This is a genomic window from Streptococcus sp. HMSC034B03 (assembly GCF_001838575.1).
Lineage (GTDB): Bacteria > Bacillota > Bacilli > Lactobacillales > Streptococcaceae > Streptococcus > Streptococcus anginosus.
On record NZ_KV837633.1, the window covers coordinates 19,768 to 41,328 of the forward strand.

23 protein-coding genes are annotated in these 21,561 nt (G+C 38.9%); 20 read left to right on the forward strand and 3 right to left on the reverse strand.

Annotated elements, in window-relative coordinates; translation table 11 throughout:
- Nucleotides 1-12: 12 nt before the first annotated feature.
- Complete coding sequence (locus HMPREF2634_RS06515; RefSeq protein WP_021001980.1) at nucleotides 13-828, forward strand: endonuclease/exonuclease/phosphatase family protein; 816 nt, start codon at nucleotides 13-15, stop codon at nucleotides 826-828.
- A gap of 46 nt (nucleotides 829-874) precedes the next feature.
- On the opposite strand, the gene HMPREF2634_RS06520 is transcribed toward HMPREF2634_RS06515, so the two are convergent.
- On the reverse strand, nucleotides 875-1,471 hold the full coding sequence (locus HMPREF2634_RS06520) for a hypothetical protein (protein ID WP_021001979.1): 597 nt from the start codon (nucleotides 1,469-1,471) through the stop codon (nucleotides 875-877).
- A 165-nt stretch (nucleotides 1,472-1,636) separates the two neighbouring features.
- Between HMPREF2634_RS06520 and nrdR the strand changes: the two genes are divergently transcribed.
- The 14 genes from nrdR to HMPREF2634_RS06595 all read left to right on the forward strand — a co-directional run bounded on the left by nrdR (nucleotide 1,637) and on the right by HMPREF2634_RS06595 (nucleotide 16,432).
- Nucleotides 1,637-2,110 (forward strand): transcriptional regulator NrdR, encoded by a 474-nt coding sequence (gene nrdR, locus HMPREF2634_RS06525; RefSeq protein ID WP_070836414.1) that lies wholly within the window; start codon nucleotides 1,637-1,639, stop codon nucleotides 2,108-2,110.
- Nucleotides 2,111-3,259 (forward strand): replication initiation and membrane attachment protein, encoded by a 1,149-nt coding sequence (locus tag HMPREF2634_RS06530; protein ID WP_021001978.1) that lies wholly within the window; start codon nucleotides 2,111-2,113, stop codon nucleotides 3,257-3,259.
- The gene (dnaI, locus tag HMPREF2634_RS06535; RefSeq protein ID WP_021001977.1) at nucleotides 3,260-4,159 is read left to right on the forward strand and encodes a primosomal protein DnaI; all 900 of its coding nucleotides are present in this window, start codon (nucleotides 3,260-3,262) and stop codon (nucleotides 4,157-4,159) included.
- Nucleotides 4,156-4,869 carry an NADPH-dependent oxidoreductase gene (locus HMPREF2634_RS06540; protein ID WP_021001976.1) on the forward strand — a complete coding sequence of 238 codons (714 nt, stop codon included), beginning with the start codon at nucleotides 4,156-4,158 and terminating at the stop codon, nucleotides 4,867-4,869. The genes dnaI and HMPREF2634_RS06540 overlap by 4 nt, the downstream gene beginning before the upstream one ends.
- 337 nt (nucleotides 4,870-5,206) lie before the next feature.
- Nucleotides 5,207-6,517 (forward strand): ribosome biogenesis GTPase Der, encoded by a 1,311-nt coding sequence (gene der / locus HMPREF2634_RS06545; protein WP_021001975.1) that lies wholly within the window; start codon nucleotides 5,207-5,209, stop codon nucleotides 6,515-6,517.
- Nucleotides 6,518-6,609: 92 nt separating this feature from the next.
- Nucleotides 6,610-6,948 carry a hypothetical protein gene (locus HMPREF2634_RS06550; protein ID WP_003041516.1) on the forward strand — a complete coding sequence of 113 codons (339 nt, stop codon included), beginning with the start codon at nucleotides 6,610-6,612 and terminating at the stop codon, nucleotides 6,946-6,948.
- A gap of 80 nt (nucleotides 6,949-7,028) precedes the next feature.
- Entirely contained in the window at nucleotides 7,029-10,139 is a 3,111-nt protein-coding gene (locus HMPREF2634_RS06555) for a pilus expression-regulating Snf2 family helicase (RefSeq protein ID WP_021001974.1), read from the forward strand.
- A 41-nt stretch (nucleotides 10,140-10,180) separates the two neighbouring features.
- A complete protein-coding gene (locus HMPREF2634_RS06560) occupies nucleotides 10,181-10,819 on the forward strand; it encodes a divisome accessory protein ZapJ (RefSeq protein WP_021001973.1) in 639 nt (212 codons plus the stop codon).
- Between the two features lie 80 nt (nucleotides 10,820-10,899).
- Nucleotides 10,900-12,231 carry a UDP-N-acetylmuramate--L-alanine ligase gene (murC, locus tag HMPREF2634_RS06565; protein WP_021001972.1) on the forward strand — a complete coding sequence of 444 codons (1,332 nt, stop codon included), beginning with the start codon at nucleotides 10,900-10,902 and terminating at the stop codon, nucleotides 12,229-12,231.
- Nucleotides 12,221-12,745, forward strand: a complete 525-nt coding sequence (locus HMPREF2634_RS06570) for a GNAT family N-acetyltransferase (protein ID WP_021001971.1) — start codon at nucleotides 12,221-12,223, stop codon at nucleotides 12,743-12,745. The genes murC and HMPREF2634_RS06570 overlap by 11 nt, the downstream gene beginning before the upstream one ends.
- The gene (locus HMPREF2634_RS06575; protein WP_021001970.1) at nucleotides 12,742-13,236 is read left to right on the forward strand and encodes a GNAT family N-acetyltransferase; all 495 of its coding nucleotides are present in this window, start codon (nucleotides 12,742-12,744) and stop codon (nucleotides 13,234-13,236) included. Before HMPREF2634_RS06570 ends, HMPREF2634_RS06575 begins: the two co-directional genes overlap by 4 nt.
- A 114-nt stretch (nucleotides 13,237-13,350) precedes the next feature.
- On the forward strand, nucleotides 13,351-14,958 hold the full coding sequence (mltG, locus tag HMPREF2634_RS06580) for an endolytic transglycosylase MltG (protein ID WP_021001969.1): 1,608 nt from the start codon (nucleotides 13,351-13,353) through the stop codon (nucleotides 14,956-14,958).
- Nucleotides 14,959-15,408: 450 nt separating this feature from the next.
- Complete coding sequence (gene greA, locus HMPREF2634_RS06590; protein ID WP_021001968.1) at nucleotides 15,409-15,891, forward strand: transcription elongation factor GreA; 483 nt, start codon at nucleotides 15,409-15,411, stop codon at nucleotides 15,889-15,891.
- A 76-nt stretch (nucleotides 15,892-15,967) separates the two neighbouring features.
- A complete protein-coding gene (locus HMPREF2634_RS06595; protein ID WP_021001967.1) occupies nucleotides 15,968-16,432 on the forward strand; it encodes an 8-oxo-dGTP diphosphatase in 465 nt (154 codons plus the stop codon).
- 132 nt (nucleotides 16,433-16,564) lie between these two features.
- On the opposite strand, the gene yidC is transcribed toward HMPREF2634_RS06595, so the two are convergent.
- Together yidC and HMPREF2634_RS06605 are read right to left on the reverse strand one after the other, a co-directional pair.
- Nucleotides 16,565-17,482 carry a membrane protein insertase YidC gene (yidC, locus tag HMPREF2634_RS06600; RefSeq protein ID WP_003023616.1) on the reverse strand — a complete coding sequence of 306 codons (918 nt, stop codon included), beginning with the start codon at nucleotides 17,480-17,482 and terminating at the stop codon, nucleotides 16,565-16,567.
- A 79-nt stretch (nucleotides 17,483-17,561) separates the two neighbouring features.
- Nucleotides 17,562-17,840, reverse strand: coding sequence for an acylphosphatase (locus HMPREF2634_RS06605; RefSeq protein WP_003023619.1), 279 nt, complete (start codon nucleotides 17,838-17,840; stop codon nucleotides 17,562-17,564).
- A 31-nt stretch (nucleotides 17,841-17,871) separates the two neighbouring features.
- On the opposite strand from HMPREF2634_RS06605, the gene HMPREF2634_RS06610 reads away from it, so the two are divergent.
- The 5 genes from HMPREF2634_RS06610 to HMPREF2634_RS06630 all read left to right on the forward strand — a co-directional run bounded on the left by HMPREF2634_RS06610 (nucleotide 17,872) and on the right by HMPREF2634_RS06630 (nucleotide 21,520).
- Entirely contained in the window at nucleotides 17,872-18,612 is a 741-nt protein-coding gene (locus HMPREF2634_RS06610; RefSeq protein ID WP_021001965.1) for a TrmH family RNA methyltransferase, read from the forward strand.
- Between the two features lie 45 nt (nucleotides 18,613-18,657).
- Nucleotides 18,658-19,149, forward strand: coding sequence for an HDIG domain-containing metalloprotein (locus HMPREF2634_RS06615; RefSeq protein WP_021001964.1), 492 nt, complete (start codon nucleotides 18,658-18,660; stop codon nucleotides 19,147-19,149).
- A 25-nt stretch (nucleotides 19,150-19,174) separates the two neighbouring features.
- A complete protein-coding gene (locus HMPREF2634_RS06620) occupies nucleotides 19,175-19,858 on the forward strand; it encodes a Bax inhibitor-1/YccA family protein (protein ID WP_021001963.1) in 684 nt (227 codons plus the stop codon).
- Nucleotides 19,859-19,966: 108 nt separating this feature from the next.
- Nucleotides 19,967-21,217, forward strand: coding sequence for a diaminopimelate decarboxylase (locus tag HMPREF2634_RS06625; protein WP_021001962.1), 1,251 nt, complete (start codon nucleotides 19,967-19,969; stop codon nucleotides 21,215-21,217).
- A gap of 54 nt (nucleotides 21,218-21,271) precedes the next feature.
- Nucleotides 21,272-21,520, forward strand: coding sequence for a YneF family protein (locus tag HMPREF2634_RS06630; protein ID WP_003023631.1), 249 nt, complete (start codon nucleotides 21,272-21,274; stop codon nucleotides 21,518-21,520).
- Nucleotides 21,521-21,561 lie beyond the last annotated feature (41 nt).

Genomic DNA, 21,561 nt, shown 5'->3' on the forward strand with positions numbered 1-21,561 from the left:
AAAAGAGAAATCATGGCAAAATTCCTGACTTTAAATACTCATAGTTGGATGGAAGATGAGCAAGAAAAAAAGCTAGATCAACTAGCTGAGCGGATTCTTCAAGAAAAATATGATGTCATTTGCCTGCAGGAAGTCAATCAAGAAATGGAGTCTGAACAGGTTGTTCAGGCTCCATTTTATCATGCGGTAGATGGCGCCATTGCGATTCATAAAGACCACTTTGCGCATTGTCTCGTGGAGAGATTGATAGAGAAAGGTCTTATTTATCATTGGTCTTGGGCTTATAATCATATTGGTTTTGATCGGTTTCATGAGGGAGTCGCTATTTTATCCTTAAAGCCGTTGAAACCAAGTGAGTTATTGGTTTCAGATGCCAACGATCCAACGGATTATCACACTAGAAAAGTCCTCTTAGCAGAAACAGAAGTTGATGGACGGCTTGTAACGGTGACTTCCTGTCATCTTTCTTGGTGGGACAAAGGATTCCAAGAAGAATGGGGACAAGTAGAAAAAGAATTGTTGCAACGCGATATGCCTCTAGTATTGATGGGAGATTTTAACAATCCTGTCGGTTATGAGGGCTATCAGTACATTCTAAAAAGTCCACTTGCTTTGCAAGACAGTCATGCCGTTGCTGCTACAGTCGTTGGCACCGCAACAGTTGAAGGCGATATTGCCGGCTGGGTTGGAAACAAGGATGCTCTAAAAATTGATTATATCTTTACGAGTAAAGATTTTAACGTTAAAAAATCTGCTGTTGTTTTTGACGGCAAAGCAACACCTGTCGTTAGTGACCATTTTGGGTTAGAAGCAGAAGTTGCATTTTAACAATCAAAAACGGGAAGTTCAAGATAAAACTTCCCGTTTTTGATTGTCATTCTTTAGAGGTGTGGCGTTTTCCAGCATTGATAGCATCGGCTTCAGTCATGGTGACTACTCTGTCAAACCGTGTATTGCGTGGCATATTATCTATACTGTACCAATAAACCTCAGCAGTTCCGTTACGAGCTACATAAACGGTTCGTTCCTGCTGTTGAGCTTCTTGTGCTGCAGCAGCCTCTTGTTGTTGCTGCGCTTGAGCGGCAGCTGCTTCTTCTTGTTTTCGTTTTTCTTCCGCTTGTTTAGCTATTTCTTGTTCTTTTGCTGCTTTTTCTTGCTTAGCTTTTTCCGCTTCCTTTTTCTTCTCTTCCTCAGCGGCCTTCTCCTTCTTTGCCTGTTTCTCTTTTCTACCTATAGCAATATATTGCTCGTTTTCTCTTTTGTAGGAGTCAAACTCATTTTTTAATGCTTTGTAATCTTTAGCGGCTTTTTCATTGCTTTTTGTTAATTTTTGAATCTGTACTTTATATTCTTCTCCATTTTCGCGCTGGTTTCCTTTGGTAGAAAAGGAAACCAACAAAAGAACAATTAAAGCTAGAATAGCAATATTCTTTTTGTCTTTAAAAAAGGCAACAGAAAAAAATCTTTTCATTATAATTCTCCTTGAAATGATAACGTTTACAATTATTATATAAAATTTCTTGAGAGAAGTAAATAGGATAACGGATTATTATATGTTTTCGTGAGGAAGTTCCTATCTTTTGTTATTTCTTAAAACATGGTATAATGAAGTATTAAGAATTCAGGAGGGAAGCAGATGCGTTGTCCTAAGTGTGGTGGTAGTAAATCAAGTGTTATTGACAGTCGGCAAGCAGAAGATGGCAACACAATTCGTCGTCGTCGTGAGTGTGATGAATGTCAATATCGTTTTACGACTTATGAACGTGTAGAAGAACGGACACTTGTTGTCGTAAAAAAAGATGGCACGAGAGAACAATTTTCAAGAGATAAGATCTTTAATGGAATCATTCGTTCGGCGCAAAAACGTCCTGTTTCTAGTGATGAGATTGAAGCAATTGTTAGCCGAATTGAGCAAAAAGTGCGCAGTAGTAATGAAAATGAGATCGCAAGCGAGTATATCGGTGGTTTGGTTATGGAAGAGTTGGTGGATTTAGATGAAATTACTTATGTTCGTTTTGCTAGTGTTTATCGTAGCTTTAAAGATGTGAGCGAGCTGGAAAGCCTCTTGAAACAGATTACAAAAACAGCGAAAAAGAAAAAGGAACAATAGATGAAACCGAATGATCAATTTTCTTTTGTGAAGAATAATCTGATTAGTCAGGACAGCACCAATTTGATTCGTCTATATTTGCCAATTTTAGGGTTTCATGCAACCTCTATCTATCAGTATTTTCTTGCTTTTTGGGATAATGGAAAATCATCTTATACTTTTGGGCACATTTTGAATCATCTCAATCTGGGGATGAATGCCTTGCAAAAAAGTTTAGAAATGTTGTCCGCTATGCAGTTAGTAGAGCTTTATCATGCAGAGAATCATTTTCAGGTCTATTTGCAGCCCACATTATCGTCTGGTGAGTTTTTAAGCAATCCTGTTTACAAGCGTCTGTTAGAAAAGAAGATTGGTGAAGCTGCAGTAGAAGCTTTGTTGCCTAGTCACCCAAGTGGTGAGAAGCAAGATGTGAAGCTGTCAGAGATTTTTCAAGTGGAAGATGCAAAGGTAGAGCCGCAATCAAAACAGAATCATTTTGACTTGGATTACTTTAAACAATTGATGGCGCGAGAAAACTTGCGTTTTGAAAACGAAAAAGAAGATTTGCTGGTACTCTTTGCTATTTCAGAGCAACAAAATTGGACTTGGTATGAGACCTATTTGTTGGCTAAGGAAACGGCTGTCGGTCATGTGATTTCAACCAAGCGAATGAAGCAAAAATTAAATCAAAAGCCTGCTGCAAGTGGATTTTCTAATGCTGAACAAACGATTATTCGAGAGGCTAAGAGTAGGTCAGCCATGCAGTTTTTGGCAGAAATCAAAAAAACAAAGCATGCGACAATCACACGAGGAGAACGTCAGTGTTTGCAAGAATTGGCAAATTTGGGACTGTTAGATGAAGTGATCAATGTGATTTTGCTGTTGACTTTTAACAAAGTGGATTCGGCTAATCTCAATGAAAAATACGCTTTGAAAGTAGCAAATGACTTTTCATATCAGGAGGTGGCATCAGCAGAAGAAGCAGTTTTGTGGATTCGTGAGCGAAATCAACAACCAAGCAAAAAAGCAAATCAAACGGCTACTTCAAAGAGCAATGTTCCCGACTGGAGCAATCCTGACTATAAGAATGAAACAAGTGCTGAAAAGCAGGCTGAGCTAGAGGAGCAAAAGAGAAAACTTTTAGCGAAATTAGACCAAGGAGGTGACTAGATGGAGAGTGTTGGACAAACGATGGCGCATAGGAAACAAGCTCGTCAATTTGACTATGAAGAGTTGGTGAAACAAATCGTTGCCGATCCAGATGTGGCGGCTTTTATCCAGTCTGAGCGATTGACACCTGCTGAAATCAAACGAAGCATTTCTAAGTTTAATCAGTATATTTCTGAGCGAAACCGTTTCTTGCTAGGTGATAAAGCGTATATTGCCAAAGGCTATAAGCCGATATTGGTGAAGAATGAGGGGTATGCAGACGTTTCTTATGAAGAAACTCCAGAACTAGTCGAAGCGCAGAAACAAGCAACTATCAATGCACGGTTAAATTTAATTAGTCTTCCGGCTAGTCTCAAGGAAGCTAGTTTGGCAAAAGTGGATTTGGACGATGTTGGTCGTTACAAGGCTTTTGAGTTGCTGACGAATTTTGTGGCAGATTATCCAAACTACAAAAAAGCGATTTACCTTTATGGTGATTTTGGCGTGGGAAAAAGTTACATGATGGCAGCCTTAGCACATGATTTGTCGGAAAAACGCAGTGTTTCCACGACCTTGCTTCATTATCCTAGTTTTGTTTTGGATGTAAAGAATGCTATTTCTTCTGGTCTCGTTAAGGAAAAGATTGATGAAGTAAAAGTAGCGCAAGTATTGATTTTGGATGATATTGGTGCGGAGCAATCAAGTCCGTGGATGCGAGATGAGATTTTGCAGGTTATTTTACAGCACCGGATGCAGGAAAATTTGCCAACTTTCTTTACATCGAATTTTAATTTTGCGGATTTGGAACGGCATTTTGCGACATCCAAAAACGGAGATGAAACTTGGCAGGCTCGTCGTGTCATGGAAAGAATAAAATTCTTAGCAGAGGAAGTTCGTCTGGAAGGAGAAAATCGCCGATGAATGAAACGATTGATTTGATGAAAAAGCATACTTCTGTTCGTCGTTTTACAGATGAGCAGATTTCAGATGAGGATTTGAAGGCGATTATTGATGCTGGTCGAGCAGCCTCTAGCTGGAAGAATTTCCAATCTTATTCGATTATTGTTGTTCGCAATCAAGAAAAGAAAGTAGCTTTGTTTGATTTGGTGCCTCAGGAGGCTATTCGTCAGTCGTCTGTTTTTCTTCTTTTTATCGGAGACCTCAATCGAGCTGAGAAAGGTGTGCGACTTCATACGGATACCTTTTACTCACAAGGAGTGGAGAATCTTCTGATTAGTTCTGTTGACGCTAGTCTGGTCGCGCAGAATACTCTTTTGGCGGCTGAAAGTCTGGGATATGGCGGGGTCATCATTGGCTTGATTCGCTATGCTTCTAGGGAAATAGCGGAGCTGTTTAATTTACCAGATTATACATACCCTATTTTTGGAATGGCTTTGGGAAAGTCGGATCAGTACCATGCTGTTAAACCACGCCTGCCGTATGAAACAGTCGTTTTTGAAGAAAACTATCAAGAACAGGATGCGTCTGTTATTCAGGCTTATGATCAGATTCAGGCAGACTATGCTGGGAAGCGTGCAACAGATACATGGAGCGAGCGACTAGCGAAGCAATTTGGTCAAAAGCCTAATATTGCTAGTCAGGATCTATTGCAAGACAAGAAATTATTGTAAAATAAAGGGAGTGAGACAAAAAGGTCATTTTGAAGAAATTCGATTTTGTTGGTTCACCCCGCACAGCTCGAAAGGTTTGGGAAACCTTCCGAGGTTGGAAATGAACTCAAGTAAAACTTGACGTCAAAAGGGATATAAAAGCTGATTTATCAGCGCATTAGACCTCACTTAGCAGTGTTTGATTGGCACTAATTGTCTAGTAATTGTACATGGGAAATTCTAAATTGCCTAAAGTCAATAGAGTTTCTCCAAACCGCTGCGCCCTGTAATTATAACTACATAAACAAGCGAAGCTGAGCATTTTGTCCCAGCTTCTTGAAACAGAAAGAGGAACACTATGGCTTTACCAACCATTGCCATTGTCGGCCGTCCTAATGTCGGCAAATCAACGCTTTTTAATCGGATTGCCGGGGAGCGGATTTCGATTGTTGAGGATGTTGAAGGAGTAACCAGAGACCGTATTTATGCAACGGCTGATTGGCTGAATCGCAAGTTTAGCATGATTGATACAGGCGGGATTGATGACGTAGATGCACCTTTTATGGAGCAAATCAAGCACCAAGCAGAGATTGCTATGGAGGAAGCGGATGTCATCGTTTTTGTGGTGTCTGGAAAAGAAGGTATTACAGATGCGGATGAATATGTGGCTCGCATGCTCTACAAGACCCACAAGCCAATTATTTTAGCGGTCAATAAAGTAGATAATCCAGAGATGCGCAGTGAAATTTTTGATTTTTATGCGCTTGGTTTGGGTGATCCTTATCCCGTTTCTTCCGTTCATGGGATTGGGACAGGAGATGTCCTGGATGCCATTGTTGAAAATCTCCCCAATGAAGAAGCAGCTGAAAATCCAGACATGATTAAATTCAGCCTCATCGGTCGTCCCAATGTCGGCAAGTCTAGCCTAATCAATGCGATTTTAGGAGAAGATCGTGTTATTGCTAGTCCTGTGGCTGGTACTACTCGTGATGCGATTGATACGGTCTTTACGGACGATGAGGGACAAGAATTTACTATGATTGATACAGCGGGTATGCGTAAGTCAGGTAAGGTCTATGAAAATACAGAGAAGTATTCTGTTATGCGAGCTATGCGAGCCATTGACCGTTCCGATGTTGTGCTCATGGTGCTCAATGCTGAAGAGGGGATTCGCGAGTATGATAAGCGGATTGCTGGTTTTGCTCATGAAGCAGGTAAAGGAATTATTATCGTTGTTAACAAGTGGGACACGCTGGAAAAAGATAACAAGACCATGCAAAATTGGGAAGCCGATATTCGCGACCAATTTCAGTATCTCTCTTATGCACCGATTGTCTTTGTATCAGCTCTGACTAAGCAACGTTTGCATCAATTGCCAGGCATGATTAAGAGAATTAGTCAAAGTCAAAATACTCGCATTCCGTCAGCTGTTCTCAACGACGTCATCATGGATGCCATTGCGATTAATCCGACACCGACCGACAAAGGGAAACGGCTGAAAATCTTCTATGCGACACAAGTCGCGACTAAACCGCCAACCTTTGTTATTTTCGTCAATGAAGAAGAGCTCATGCACTTTTCTTATATGCGCTTCCTAGAAAACCAAATCCGCAAAGCTTTCGTATTTGAAGGAACACCAATTCATCTCATTGCCAGAAAGCGGAAGTAGGGCGGAACTAACTAAACAAGGCTGAACATAAAAATAGTAGAAGTGGTACAGTACAAGATAACTAGTCTAACGTACTTATGTGAGAAAGAAATATGAATTGGATAAATATTGCTAAAGTGGTGCTCATTGGAATTGCAAGTGCAGCTTATGTGAATATTCATTATGATGATAGAAAGTACAAACCGTTTGGTTTTCGCTATTGGTTATCACTTTTTAGTTTGATAGTTGTAGGAATTGCACATCTTTTCTTGGCTGCTATAACATTGGGCGTCATTTGGTTGATGATAACAAAATTCTCTATACTTTTACTGGGAATTTGGCTCCTTTTAGTATTCTTAGTAATAGGAAATACAATATTGCTAGTCGGTTTTATGAAAGTGTTGATTGCACGCACTAAATGCTATAAAAAGCTCAACGAGGACATTTTCTAAAAGAAAGCGAGGAGAACCTTGCTTTTTTTCTTTATGCTGAAAATATGGTATAATGAATAGATAAAATAAAGGTGGTACTTATGGCAAAATTGATTCCTGGGAAGATTCGGACGGAAGGAATTGCCCTTTACGAAGCAGGGAAAATTGAAATTCTCAAAGTGAAAGATCAGATGATTTACAGCCGAGTGGAAAGTCACAATCTGCGATATAGCTTGGACGACGAAGCCATTTTTTGTGCCTGTGATTTTTTTCAAAAAAAGAAATATTGTGCTCATCTTGCAGGATTAGAATATTTTCTAAAAAATGATCCTGAAGGGAAAGTCGTTTTGGCAAATCTGGAAGAAGAACAGACAACTTCAGAAGAAACTCAAACGAAGGTCTCTTTTGGCAGTCTCTTCTTGGATAAAATCCTCCAGACAGAAGAAGTAGCCGTTCACTATGAACTGTCTGCGGTCGGGCAAGAAGATGATTATACAGGACAATTTTTGTGGACCTTGCGCATCAGTCGTTTACCAGATGAGCGCTCCTATGTTATCCGGGATATTCGTGCTTTTTTAAAGATTGTTGAAAAAGGCGATTATTATCAAATCGGCAAGCACTATTATGAAAAAATGCAATTGGCTGCTTTTGATGAAGCTAGTCAAGAGGTGATCCAGTTTTTACGAGGACTTGTTTCTTATCAGCAAGATCAAGATGCTTCTTTTATCTTTCCAAATGCAGCTAGACATCTTTATTTTCCGTCTAGTCTGTTTGAAGAAGGCGTAAATCGACTCATGAATTTGCCGCATTTTCGCTTGGAATATAGTCTTTATGACTATGACAAAGTCTTTTTCCAAGATTTGCATGCTGAAGTAGGCATCTATGATTTTACAGTAGAGGAAAATTTGGATTATTTCGAACTCACCATTACAGAGCAAAATTATAAAATCCTATATGGTGGTGACTTTATTTTTTATGGGGATCATTTCTATCAACTGACAGATCAACAAAAGCGGATGATTCAGGTGATTCGAGAATTGCCTGTGGATACCGATCGCAAAAAACGCCTTCAATTTGATACAAGCGATCAAGCAAAACTAGCTTCAGGACTATTAGAATTTGGCAAAGTCGGTTCTATTCACGCACCAGAAAGTTTAGTCATTCATACGTTTACTCCACTGTTTGATTTCGAGTTATTGGATACTCAGGAAATTCGTCTCAAAATCCAGTTTGACTATGGAAATCGTGTTGTGGATACTCGTTTTAAGTTGGAAGAACTACCATTTGCCAGCGATTTCCAGTTAGAACAAAAGGTTTTTCAACAAGCTCTGTCTGCTGGCTTTGAAGCAGATTTCACAAGCACTCGTCCACCATTGCAACCACAAGAGATTTATTCATTTTTTACGTCCATTCTCCCTCGTTTTAGGCGCTTGGGAAAGGTATTTGTAGCAGAAAGCCTGACAGCCTTGTACCAAGTGGAAAGACCAGCAGTTTCTGTTCAGACAAATGGTGGCTTGTTGGATATCGGGTTTGACTTTACAAGTATTGACCAGACAGAAGTAGACGATGCGTTAGAAGCTCTTTTTTCGGCTAATGATTATTTCATCAGTCGCTCTGGCAAGGTGCTCGTTTTTGATGAAGAAACAAAAAGAGTCAGCAAAACCTTACAGGATTTACGAGTTAAAAAAGGAAAAGACGGCATTTTCCAAACGCAGCGGATTGCTGCTTATCAGCTATCTGAATTGTTTAAAGATCAAGAAAAAGTTAGCTTTTCGGAGGAATTTCGCCATTTAGCCTTTGATTTGACGCATCCAGAGGAATTTGCGCTACCAACGTTAAAAGTGGAAGCAACTTTGCGTGATTACCAAGAAACGGGTGTCAAATGGATGTCTATGCTTCACCATTATGGATTTGGCGGTATTTTAGCAGATGACATGGGGCTTGGGAAAACCCTTCAAACCATTGCCTTTTTAAGTAGTCAGCTAAAAAAAGAGACCAACGTTTTGATTTTGGCTCCGTCTAGTTTAATTTACAATTGGCTGGATGAGTTTGCAAAATTTGCGCCAGAAATGGATGTAGCGGTCATTTATGGATTAAAGCCAGTCAGAGATAACTTGATTGCAGAAGGTCATCAGGTGATGATTACAAGCTATGCTTCTTTCCGTCAAGATGTTGAAGAATATAGTCAATTGAACTTCGATTATCTCTTTTTAGATGAAGCGCAGGTCATGAAAAATGCACAGACCAAGATTGCTCATCATTTACGAAATTTTGAGGTCAAAAATACCTTTGCTCTTTCTGGAACGCCGATTGAAAATAACCTCAGCGAATTATGGTCTATTTTTCAAATTGTTTTGCCAGGATTATTACCTAGCAAAAAGAACTTTTTGAAACTGCCTGCAGAAACTGTCGCTCGTTTTATCAAACCATTTGTCATGCGTCGAAAGAAAGAAGATGTCTTGCAAGAATTACCAGATCTCATCGAAGTGTCTTATCGCAATGAACTGGCAGATAGTCAAAAGGCTATCTACCTAGCGCAGTTAAAACAAATGCAGGAGCGCGTGCTTGCTTCTACAGAGGAAGAACTCAATCGCAGCAAAATGGAAATTTTATCCGGCTTGATGCGTTTGCGCCAAATCTGTGATACCCCAGCGCTCTTTATGGAAGATTATCATGGCGAGAGTGGTAAACTAGAAAGCCTGCTAGAACTATTAGAGCAGATTCAGACAGGAAGCCACCGTGTGTTAATCTTTTCTCAATTCCGAGGTATGCTAGACATTATCGAAAAAGAATTGAAAAAGATGAAAATGGAGGCATTTAAAATTACAGGTTCTACACCAGCAAAAGAGCGCCAAGAGATGACAAATGCTTTCAACAATGGGGAAGGAGACGCTTTTCTAATCTCCCTAAAAGCTGGTGGCGTTGGCTTAAACCTGACAGGTGCAGATACCGTTATTCTAGTTGACCTTTGGTGGAATCCAGCAGTAGAGTCTCAGGCAATTGGTCGAGCTCACCGTATGGGTCAAGAAAGAAATGTAGAAGTCTATCGCCTGATTACGCGAGGCACAATCGAAGAAAAAATTCAAGAATTGCAGGAAAGCAAGCGCCATCTCGTATCAACTATCCTAGATGGAACAGAATCCCGTAACAGCCTAACCGTTGCTGAAATACGAGAAATTCTAGGAATTTCTACAGAAACACTTGAAAAATAGCACCAATAGGTTATAATGAGGTGTTGAAAGGAAATGTGCTAATGAAAGAAAAATCTTTTCCATTGATTTCTGACGATGAAGTCATGCTATCAGAAATGCCGCGTATGAATCTTTACGATGAAAGTGATCTTATCAGCAATATTAATGGTGACTATGTTGATAAAAATTATTTAGAATGGGAACCAATTGTAAAGAAAATTGCAGATAGTCAAGTAAAAGAAGGAAAAGCTTACCAAGCAACTTCAGCTATTCCGTCTGATGAAGTCGCCAAACCTGCCCCAAAAAGCTATGCTGAATTGGCTAGAGAAGAAGCCAGAGCGGATTTGAAAAAGAAACGTTCGGCAGCTTATTTGACATCGGATTTTACTTCTAAAAAGCGCTCTTATCCTGCCGTTACGAATGGTAACACAGCTATTTCACATCAACCAACAGCATTTTTCCAAAAGGGAAATGGTAGTGAACTGGCAAAATATAGTCGGAATTTGAAACAGGACCAATATATTTTGGCAGATATCAAGACGGAGCCTTCTGTACATCAACCAAATGAATTACCCAAAAAAGCTAAAAATAATTATGACTTTTTAAAAACAAGTCAAATTTACAATAAAAAAGAATTGCAAAGCCAAAGAGAGCGCCGGATAGCGCAAGAGCTAAATTTAACACGGCTGGAAGAAAAATAATCGAACGTTGACAAGAGCAATTATTTTTGTGTGAACTTGGTTTCACTAAATTTAACGCTCTTAGTATTTAAGGAGAAATTATGACAAAAACCTATCATTTTATCGGGATTAAAGGCTCTGGAATGAGTGCTTTAGCATTGATGCTGCATCAAATGGGACATCACGTTCAGGGAAGCGATGTGGAGAAATATTATTTTACACAACGTGGCTTAGAGCAAGCAGGGATTAAAATCCTGCCTTTTGACGAAAAAAACCTTCAAGCAGATGTAGAAGTCATTGCAGGAAATGCTTTTCGTCCGGATAATAATATTGAAATTGCCTATGCTGATGCAAATGGAATTGCTTATAAGCGCTACCATGAATTTCTGGGAACTTTCATGCGTGATTTTGTCAGCATGGGAGTGGCAGGGGCACATGGAAAGACATCAACGACGGGTATGTTGGCACACGTTTTGTCAAACATTACGGATACCAGTTATCTGATTGGTGACGGGACGGGGCGCGGCTCTGCAAATGCGAAATACTTTGTATTTGAAGCAGATGAATACGAACGTCATTTTATGCCTTATCATCCTGAATATTCAATTATCACGAATATTGACTTCGACCACCCAGATTATTTCACCAGCTTAGAAGATGTTTTCAATGCTTTTAATGATTATGCTAAACAGGTTAGCAAAGGGTTATTTGTTTACGGTGAAGACAAAGAATTGCGCCGAGTCACAGCTAACGCTCCTATTTATTACTATGGCTTTAAGGAAGGAAATGACTTTATCGCTCATGACTTACTCCGTTCTACGACAGGCTCTAGCTTTAAAGTCTCTTTCCGTGGGCAAGAATTAGGAGAATTCAAGATTCCTAGCTTTGGTCGCCACAATATTATGAATGCAACAGCTGTTATTGGTTTATTGTACACAGCTGGATTTGACTTAAATTTAGTTCGGGAGCATTTAGTCACTTTTGGTGGTGTGAAACGTCGTTTTACTGAAAAAGTGGTTAATGGGACAACAATTATTGATGATTTTGCGCATCATCCAACTGAAATTATTGCGACTTTGGACGCAGCTCGCCAGAAATATCCAAGTAAAGAAATTGTTGCGATTTTCCAACCACATACTTTTACCAGAACCATTGCGCTTTTGGACGAATTTGCCGAAGCTTTGAATCAAGCCGATGCCGTTTATTTGGCGCAAATCTATGGCTCTGCGCGTGAAGTGGACCACGGAGATGTCAAAGTAGAAGATTTAGCTGAAAAAATTATCAAAAAGGCAGAAATTATTACTGTTGACAATGTTTCGCCATTGTTAGAACACCCAAATGCTGTTTATGTTTTCATGGGAGCTGGGGATATTCAAACCTATGAATATTCTTTTGAACGTTTGCTATCCAATTTGACAAGCAATGTCCAGTAATCTAATACCACAAGTCACCCTTCGAGAAGCTTCTTTGGAAGATTGGAAGGCAATCGTTGCGATTGAGGAGGCGAATTTTTCCACAGAAGCAGCTGGTGCAGAAACAATCCAAAAATGGATTGAACAGGGGCAAACGAACTTTTTAATAGCGGAATTAAATGAGAAAATAGCTGGCTACCTTGTAGGGGCAGCCGTTTTTTCACGTCATTTGACAAAGGAAATGATAGACAATTCGTCAAAGTGGCAGCAAGATTCTGATTTTATGACGATTCAGCGCTTATCCATTCATCTAGATTTTAAAGAGCAGGGACTGGGAACTTTGCTTTTAGCTGCTTACAAAGAAATAGCTGTTGCACAAAATCAAAAAGGTCTTCAGTTGGTTTGTTCGGATGAGTTGATTTCTTACTACGAAATGAATGCTTTCATAAATGAAGGAATTTCTGAAAGGGGAGATAGCCATGCTATTTTATATGAACTTGTTTGGGATAATCCATATTTTAAGGAGGGAAAATGAAGATTAGACAGGCAAATTTAGCAGATTTGGATGCTATTACGACTATTGAATGGGAAAACTTTGGACCAGAAGAAGCTCTGAGTCGAGAGATTTTGGAAGCCCATATCCAAAAACTAACAACCAGTTTCTTAGTAGCTGAACGAGACGGTCAGATTTTAGGCTACCTTGAAGGACCTGTTCGTCCAGAACGCCATTTAGTAGATCAATCCTTTACTTCTGAGGTAGAAGATTATAGTCATTTGACAGACCATTATATTTCGTTGACCAGTTTATCTATTGATAAAAATGCTCAGAATATGGGATTAGGTCGCAGTTTGTTGAATGCAATGAAGGATATTGCTATTCGCGACCAGCGTTTGGGAATCAACTTAACTTGTCATGATTATTTGGTCGCTTACTATGAAAAACATGGTTTTATCAACGAGGGCGTATCCCAATCTACCTATGCAGGTGAAGTCTGGTATGATATGCTTTGGAAAACTCCCAAATAGTGGAGAAAAGAATTGATTATTCTGTAGAATGCTTGAAAGAAAGGCATTCTCTTATTGCTTTTCTTTATCTTTTAAGATATAATAGTAGGGATATTGAACAAGGAGGTCAACTATTTGGCTGAAGATTCACAAGAAAAAGAAGGGCTGAGTTTTAAAGAGCAGATTCTGCGCGACTTGGCTAAAGCAAAGGGAACTGAACAACCAAAACCTGTAGAAGAATCTAATGACTTGCAGGAAAAGTTAGGTTTGGGTCAATCTGTGCTTCCTTCTGCACAGGAAGAAGAGAAAGCAACTGCTTCTGAAAAGGATATACCAAAAGTTCAAAAAGAAGAAAGTGGCGAACCAGAGCCAGCTCCTTTAGAAAGTCCCCTTCCAACCATTGAACAAATAGAAGCCGAAGCAGTAGCTAGGGAAGAAGAAAAAGAGTTTAATACTCATACGACGAAAGTCCCTGTTTCTTACCCAACCAATCAGGCTGTTGAAGAAACCAAGGTTCCAAAAGAATTAGTTCAACCTGCAGTTTACGGAACGGAGCAAGATACAAAGAAACTTTCTCGTTCAAATCGGACTGCTCAAACGATTAACACGAAGAAGCGTCAAAATAAAATTGCCGGAAAAATCGTCAAAACGGTCTTAATTTTGCTACTTTTAGGGATTGGTTTAACTGGTTTTTTTGCTTATCGCTATGTTACATCAGCTTTACAACCAGTTGATGCGAAAAATACAAAGTATGTGACGGTTAAGATTCCGACTGGATCGAGCACCAAAGCAATTGGAACGGTCTTGGAAAAAGCTGGTTTGATCAAAAATGCTCAGATTTTTAGCTATTATGCTAAGTTTAATAACTATGCAGATTTCCAATCGGGTTATTACAATCTGCAAAAGAGCATGAGTTTGGATACGATTGCTAAAAAGCTACAGCAAGGTGGAACGGATACTCCGCAGGATCCTTCAATGGAAAAATTAACCATTCCAGAAGGATATACCATTGACCAAATTGCAAAAACGATTGCGAAGTTGAAGAAAAATAAATTGTCTTCGGATACGTTCTTAAAGAAAGTGCAAGATGATAATTTTATCACTCAGGAAGCTACAAAATATCCAAACTTATTAGGCAATTTAGCTAAAAAAGAGAGCGGTGTTAAGTATCGCTTAGAAGGCTATCTTTTCCCTGCTACTTACAATGTGACCGACAGCATAACTGCTGAAACGCTCATTGACCAAATGTTAGCAGCAATGGATAAAACCATGTCGCAATATTATGATGTTTTAGCCTCAAAGAACTTGACTGTGCATGATGTTTTGACAATTGCGTCCTTGGTTGAAAAAGAAGGTTCAACAGATCAAGACCGAAAAAACATCGCAAGTGTCTTTTACAATCGTTTAAATCAAAACATGCCTTTGCAAAGTAATATTGCAATTTTGTATGCTCAAGGGAAGCTTGGTCAAAAGACAACCTTAGCAGAAGACGCTGCGATTGATACTAATATTGATTCGCCTTACAATGTTTATAAAAATACCGGTTTAATGCCTGGTCCTGTAGACAATCCTAGTCTTTCTGCTATTGAAGCGACTGTTAATCCAGCCAAAACGGATTATCTTTACTTCGTAGCCAATACAGAAACAGGAAATGTTTATTTCGCAAATACCTATGAAGAACATGAAAAAAATGTTCAAGAACATGTTAATAGTAAATTGACACAATCAAGTAGTTCGAATTAGAGAAGTGGGACAAACGTAACTTTTAAAACTTGATTTTGTTCTACTTCTGAGCAATGATGTATAAGTCTAAAAAGATTGCTACAAGCGTATTTTAGACTAGTTGAAGAATGCACCTTGCAAAGCAAGCGAATATTAAAAAGAAGCTGGGACGAAAGTTTCCAGCTTCAAAGTATAAAGTATATAGTTATAATAAACCAACGACGCAGCTACTGATTGCTCAAAGCATTGCTTTGAGGTGGCGGATAGAACTTGTAAAGCAAATCTCAAAGTTGTTTGTTTTTCAAGCTTGGTAGAACACTTTTGACAAAAACTTTGTTTTCTTTATCCACCACCTCAACAGTCTGGGAGACTGTTGAGCAACCCTGCGGGGGTGAGACTAGGAACTAAAATTTTCAAGCTGAGTTCTGTCCCACTCCCTCTTTATTTTAAAAATAGAAAGAAGAAAAAATAATGGCAGAAAAAACTTATCCCATGACCCTTGAAGAAAAGGAAAAACTTGAAAAAGAATTAGAAGAATTAAAACTAGTTCGCCGTCCAGAAGTGGTAGAACGTATTAAAATTGCTCGTTCTTATGGTGACTTATCAGAAAACAGTGAGTATGAAGCAGCCAAAGATGAACAGGCTTTTGTTGAAGGACAAATCTCAAGTCTGGAAACCAAGATTCGCTATGCTGAAATTGTAGATAGTGATGCAGTAGCACAAGATGAAGTTGCTATTGGTAAGACCGTTACGATTCAAGAAGTTGGTGAAACGGATGAAGAAGTCTATATGATTGTGGGTGCAGCAGGAGCAGATGCTTTTGCTGGAAAGGTTTCTAATGAAAGTCCTATTGGACAAGCTCTAATTGGCAAGAAAACAGGTGACACAGCTACAGTTGAAACACCTATTGGTAGTTATGATGTAAAAATCCTAAAAGTCGAAAAAACAGCATAATTAAAAAAAGAAAACGAGCCCCATGGTATCATCACAATCACGGGGCGCGTCTCAGTAAGACATAGAGGAGGGAAATATGTCCCATCAGTCCCAAGTGATTTTAACCAACATGTGTCTGATTGAAGATGATCAGAATCGTATTGTTATGCAGATTCGGGACCCAAAACGGTATTCTTGGTCAGGAGCAGCTCTACCTGGCGGACATATAGAAGAAAAAGAAAGTCTCCACCAAGCAGTTGTGCGTGAAGTATATGAGGAAACGGGATTAACAATCCATCGTCCTAGACTGGTTGGTATGAAACATTGGTACACGGCGGAAGGTATTCGTTATCTGGTCTTTCTTTATCGCACAAATGAATTTTCAGGACATCTCCGCTCATCAGAAGAAGGTGAAGTTAGGTGGGTGGCGCGTGAAGACTTGGACACTCTCGAATTGGCTTATGATTTAAAAAATTTGCTACGTATTTTTGATGACAAATCATTGTCAGAATTGTTCTATAGTGAACGCTTAGAAAATGATTTTGTTCGCGAATTTTGGTAATTTTATGTTTAAATGAGAATATTCTATCGTTCAAGTTGATGTTTGAAAAGATAAGGACTATTTCATATAGTGAGATGCTTTTCTGATTGAATGGCAAGCAAAAAGCTGGAATGATTGTTCCAGCCTTTTTGTTTATCTCGAACGTTGTTTCCCAGCGTTACGATTTTTCTTTTTATTTTGTTTTCTATTTTCAATAACGGCCTGTGCTTGAGGTGTCACATCTTTTTTACGACCAGAATTTTTAATGGCTTTAGGTGGATTATTTTTGTATTCTTCAGCTACGCGTTTTCTGAGTTGAGGACGGATGTAATGATTGATAATCAATTGTTGGATAATCATGATGAAACCACCGACTACCCAGTAAAGTGTAACACCTGCTGGAGCTGTGAACGAGAAGATGACAATCATGAGCGGGCTCATGTACATCATTTTCTTCATTTGCTCTTTTTGAACCTCATCAACGCCGACAAGGGTCAAAGCAGATTGAATGAAATACAAAATTCCGACGATAATGGTGAGAAGAATGCTGGCTTTTCCGAGTGGAATTCCTAGGAAGACACTCTTAGCTACTCCTTCAGTGTATTGAGCAGAGAAATAAAGGGCAGAGAAAAATGGTAATTGAATCAGGAGAGGAAGACATCCGATACCTCCGAGCATATTGACACCATTTTCTTTTTGAGCAGCCATGAGTGCTTGCTGAGCAGCCAGTTTTTCTTCTTGTGTTTCAGCATTTTTCATACGTTCTTGGATAGGCTCAAAAATAGGCTTCAAGTAGTTCATCTTTTCAGATTGATAGGTTGCTTTCCATGATTGATAAAGTCCTAGTGGCAAAATGATCAGCCGCACAATCAGGGTAACAATGATAATAGCAACACCAAAACCTAGCCCCATGTTATTAGCAAAATACTGAATGGCAAGGCTCATTGGTCTTCCAATGATATCCCAGACAAACCCAGCAGGCTTACCATCTTTTACTTGCACACATCCTGAGAGCAGCAGAAGCATAGATAACCCTAATCCTGAGAATAAAATACGATTTAATTTTTTCACGTGTTTGTTTCCTTTTTCTAAAAAATAATACCTTTCTATTCTACTGTTTTTTTCCTAAATATACAATAGTTCTTAGGACTTAATTTGCAATTTTAAAATCTGAATAGGATTCAAAATTCGTCATTGTAACATCTAAATAGTTGACTTTTGAAAATGGCGTTGGCCCTTTGCGGATTTCTTGGATAAATTTTGCCATAAGGGCAGAGTTTTCTGCTTGCGCCAAAATCTCTACGGTACCATCTTCATTATTCCAGACACGCCCTGTGATACCGCCAATTTCTGTGGCAAGTGTGTAAACACCCCAACGAAAGCCAACTCCTTGCACGCGACCTTGTGCAATCATTCTTACTTTTTGCATGTGAACCTCCTTTTTGTGATATAATAGTTCTATGAATATTATAACCTCAAAAGCGAATAATGTGGTAAAAAATACTAAAAAATTACTTCAAAAAAAATATCGGAAAGACTCATACTTAATTGAGGGTTGGCATTTATTTGAAGAAGCAGTCAATGCACAAGCTAAAATTAGGCATATCTTTGTTTTAGAAGAATTTGTTGACAGAGTGCAGGATTTTCCTCAAGTTTATGTAGTGACGGCAGAAATTTTGGCGGATTTAGCTGATTCCAAAACACCGCAGGGCATTGTAGCAGAGCTTGCTTTTGAGGAAGCGACGATTCCTTCAGTTCTCAAAGGGAAATATCTCTTTTTAGAAGATGTGCAGGATCCGGGGAATGTGGGCACGATTATCCGAACAGCTGATGCGGCTGGTTATGACGGGGTGTTTATTTCGCAGCATTCAGCAGATATTTACAATCTGAAAACTCTGCGTTCCATGCAAGGCAGTCATTTTCATTTGCCTATTTATCGAGTAAAAACAGCAGATTTTCTTGACCTTGCTAAACAAGTACAATTTCCGATATTGGCAACGACACTTTCAAAAGATTCGATGGATTATCGGGAGTTAGCACCACTGTCGGATTTTGCTCTTGTGTTGGGAAATGAAGGTCAGGGGATTAGTTCTGAAATGGCAGAAGCAGCTGATTACCTCATTCATATTTCGATGAAAGGACGAGCTGAGAGTTTAAATGTCGCCGTGGCAGCAGGAATTCTCATCTTTTCTTTAAGTTAAAATTTAGAAATATATTTATAATTTAAAGCACATGGAGGTGGTTCTATGCTTTATAGAGAAGATAAAGAGTATATGGATCATGTTGGACAATTGATTGCTCAACCACGCGTCCAGAAATTAAAAACCATAACACATCATATTTATTCCAATCGCTTGGAGCATTCGATTCATGTTAGTTATACGAGTTATAAAATTGCTAAAAAATTAGGTTGGGATGCAAAAAGTACCGCACGTGGCGGACTTCTGCACGATATGTTTTATTATGATTGGCGGGAAACGAAATTTAATAAAAGTCATGCTTGGGTACACCCTCGCTTAGCAGTACGAAATGCACGGAAAGTAACCAATTTAAATAAAGTGGAAGAAGACATCATTATCAAACACATGTGGGGAGCAACATTGGCACCACCACGGTATAAAGAAGGCTATATTGTCACCATGGTGGATAAATACTGGGCGATCAAGGAAGCCATGGCGCCAGTTCGGAAAAGAATGGCTAAAAGAAGACTTTTTCATCGAAAAATGTTAAAATCGTAACATATCATAATAAAGGAGAGAGCTTATGAACAATACAGTTATTCAAGAAAATAGTGGTATCAATAGTTTTTACGCTAAAGTTTATTCATTAGTCGGTATGGGGATTGGCATTTCTGCCCTTGTCTCGGCTTTGATGTTAACAATATTTCAAGATGTGATTTATTCAGTAATAATGGCGAATAGTTGGATTTTTTATTTGGCAATTTTTGCTGAGTTAGTTCTTGTCTGGGTAGCTTCAGGAATGTCTGCCAAAAACAATCCAGCTGCATTGCCAACTTTTCTAGTTTATTCGGCTTTAAATGGCTTTACGATTAGTTTAGTGTTGGCTCTTTACACACAAGCAACGGTTTTAGCAGCCTTCATTACTTCTTCAGCGATGTTTTTTGCTATGGCATTGATTGGGAAATTTACCAAAAAAGATCTTTCTGGTCTGGGCAGATCCTTTATTGCAGGTCTAATTGGAGTTATCATCGCTAGTTTGGTGAATATTTTCCTTAGAAGTTCTGGACTAGATTTCATCATTAGCATTATTAGTGTGATTATCTTCTCTGGATTGATTGCTTGGGATAATCAACGAATCCGCTATGTCTATGAGCAATCAGGCGGAAATGTAGCAGCTGGTTGGGCAGTTTCACTCGCCTTAAGCCTTTACCTTGATTTTATCAATCTGTTCCTCAGCATTCTTCGTATTTTTGGAAGAGATAATTAAAAGTAAGAATTAGAAGTTGGACTGATTCCAGCTTCTTTTTTTTTTATGGCTATGGCTTCTTCTTTTATGATATAATAAAGCAAATGAAAAGAAAGTATGAGACTTGCTATGAAAGAACCATTTCTTAGTCGCGAAAAGTTAGCTGAAATCACAACTCAATTTCCAACTCCATTTCATTTATATGATGAGAAAGGAATTCGTGAGACAGCTCGTGCGCTTCAGAAAGCCTTTTCTTGGAATCAAGGATTTAAAGAGTATTTTGCAGTGAAAGCAACTCCGAATCCGACTATTTTGAAAATCTTGAAAGAAGAAGGTTGTGGAGTAGATTGTGCCAGCTATGTAGAACTTTTGATGAGCCAAAAAGTAGGCTTTTCAGGAAATGACATGATGTTTTCGTCCAATGATACGCCTGCAGAAGAAATACAATTTGCGCGTGAATTGGGAGCTACTATCAATCTTGATGCTTATGAAGATGTTGCATTTTTACAGGAAGTGGCGAGCATTCCAGAAATCATTTCTTGCCGCTATAACCCAGGCGGTGTATTTGAGTTGGGAACAGATATTATGGATTCTCCAGAAGAAGCCAAATTCGGGATGACCAAAGAACAACTCATCCAAGCATTTAAAGATTTAAAAAATTTGGGCGTTAAAAAATTTGGGATTCATGCCTTATTAGCTTCTAATACTGTTACGAATCATTATTATCCTGAATTAGCCCGTCAGCTATTTGAATTAGCCGTTGAGGTCGTAGCTGAGACCAATGTGGACCTGGATTTTATCAATCTTTCAGGCGGAGTAGGCGTTCCTTATCGTCCAGAAGAAAAAGCAAATGACATTTTAGCGATTGGGCAAGGAGTTCGCCGAGTTTATGAGGAAATTTTAATACCTGCAGGTTTAGGAAAGGTTAAAATTTTTACGGAACTGGGACGTTTTATGCTGGCCACTCATGGGTTATTGGTGACGAAAGTATTGCATAAAAAGAAGACTTATCGCACTTACATTGGTGTAGATGCTTCAGCAGTGAACCTGCTGCGTCCTGCTATGTATGGCGCTTATCATCATATTACAAATATGGATCACCCAGACGGACCGACAGAAATAGTGGATGTGGTCGGCAGTCTTTGTGAAAATAATGATAAATTTGCCATTCAGCGCGAACTGCCGATTACTAATATTGGGGATACCTTAGTGATTCACGATACAGGAGCACATGGTTTTTCAATGGGTTATCAGTACAATGCTAAACTTCGTTCAGCTGAAATTTTACTGGAAGAAGACGGCGGTGTACGAATGATTCGGCGTGCTGAAATACCAGAGGATTACTTCGCAACTTTGTATGGCTTTGATTTTGAAAAATAGACAATTTTTGATATAATAAGAAGATGTAAAAAGGGAAAAGAGGATTACATATTTATGAATTTACTATTAGCTATTTTGTTGATTATTCTGGCTTTCTTTGGTGGCATGCTCGCTGGAATGTATCTAGTTCGCAAACAAATTGAAAAAGAATTTGCAGACAATCCACGTTTGAATATTGATGCGGTTCGTACAATGCTATCTGCAAATGGACAAAAACCAAATGAAGCAAAGGTACAACAAGTGTATCGTCAAATTAAAAATCAACAAAAAGCAGCACTTGAAAATGCTAAAAAGAAAAAATAAGCTGTTCAAACAGTATAAAATTTGATTTTTAAAGAGATAAC

Coding starts and splice junctions, on each gene's coding strand:
- HMPREF2634_RS06620 (WP_021001963.1), top strand. CDS start 19,175: ATGAACAATACAGTTATTCAAGAAAATAGTGGTATCAATAGTTTTTAC.
- HMPREF2634_RS06605 (WP_003023619.1), bottom strand. CDS start 17,840: ATGCAAAAAGTAAGAATGATTGCACAAGGTCGCGTGCAAGGAGTTGGC.
- murC (WP_021001972.1), top strand. CDS start 10,900: ATGACAAAAACCTATCATTTTATCGGGATTAAAGGCTCTGGAATGAGT.
- HMPREF2634_RS06575 (WP_021001970.1), top strand. CDS start 12,742: ATGAAGATTAGACAGGCAAATTTAGCAGATTTGGATGCTATTACGACT.
- HMPREF2634_RS06560 (WP_021001973.1), top strand. CDS start 10,181: ATGAAAGAAAAATCTTTTCCATTGATTTCTGACGATGAAGTCATGCTA.
- greA (WP_021001968.1), top strand. CDS start 15,409: ATGGCAGAAAAAACTTATCCCATGACCCTTGAAGAAAAGGAAAAACTT.
- HMPREF2634_RS06555 (WP_021001974.1), top strand. CDS start 7,029: ATGGCAAAATTGATTCCTGGGAAGATTCGGACGGAAGGAATTGCCCTT.
- HMPREF2634_RS06515 (WP_021001980.1), top strand. CDS start 13: ATGGCAAAATTCCTGACTTTAAATACTCATAGTTGGATGGAAGATGAG.
- HMPREF2634_RS06550 (WP_003041516.1), top strand. CDS start 6,610: ATGAATTGGATAAATATTGCTAAAGTGGTGCTCATTGGAATTGCAAGT.
- HMPREF2634_RS06630 (WP_003023631.1), top strand. CDS start 21,272: ATGAATTTACTATTAGCTATTTTGTTGATTATTCTGGCTTTCTTTGGT.
- HMPREF2634_RS06570 (WP_021001971.1), top strand. CDS start 12,221: ATGTCCAGTAATCTAATACCACAAGTCACCCTTCGAGAAGCTTCTTTG.
- HMPREF2634_RS06530 (WP_021001978.1), top strand. CDS start 2,111: ATGAAACCGAATGATCAATTTTCTTTTGTGAAGAATAATCTGATTAGT.
- der (WP_021001975.1), top strand. CDS start 5,207: ATGGCTTTACCAACCATTGCCATTGTCGGCCGTCCTAATGTCGGCAAA.
- HMPREF2634_RS06610 (WP_021001965.1), top strand. CDS start 17,872: ATGAATATTATAACCTCAAAAGCGAATAATGTGGTAAAAAATACTAAA.
- HMPREF2634_RS06615 (WP_021001964.1), top strand. CDS start 18,658: ATGCTTTATAGAGAAGATAAAGAGTATATGGATCATGTTGGACAATTG.
- HMPREF2634_RS06625 (WP_021001962.1), top strand. CDS start 19,967: ATGAAAGAACCATTTCTTAGTCGCGAAAAGTTAGCTGAAATCACAACT.
- HMPREF2634_RS06540 (WP_021001976.1), top strand. CDS start 4,156: ATGAATGAAACGATTGATTTGATGAAAAAGCATACTTCTGTTCGTCGT.
- nrdR (WP_070836414.1), top strand. CDS start 1,637: ATGCGTTGTCCTAAGTGTGGTGGTAGTAAATCAAGTGTTATTGACAGT.
- HMPREF2634_RS06595 (WP_021001967.1), top strand. CDS start 15,968: ATGTCCCATCAGTCCCAAGTGATTTTAACCAACATGTGTCTGATTGAA.
- HMPREF2634_RS06520 (WP_021001979.1), bottom strand. CDS start 1,471: ATGAAAAGATTTTTTTCTGTTGCCTTTTTTAAAGACAAAAAGAATATT.
- dnaI (WP_021001977.1), top strand. CDS start 3,260: ATGGAGAGTGTTGGACAAACGATGGCGCATAGGAAACAAGCTCGTCAA.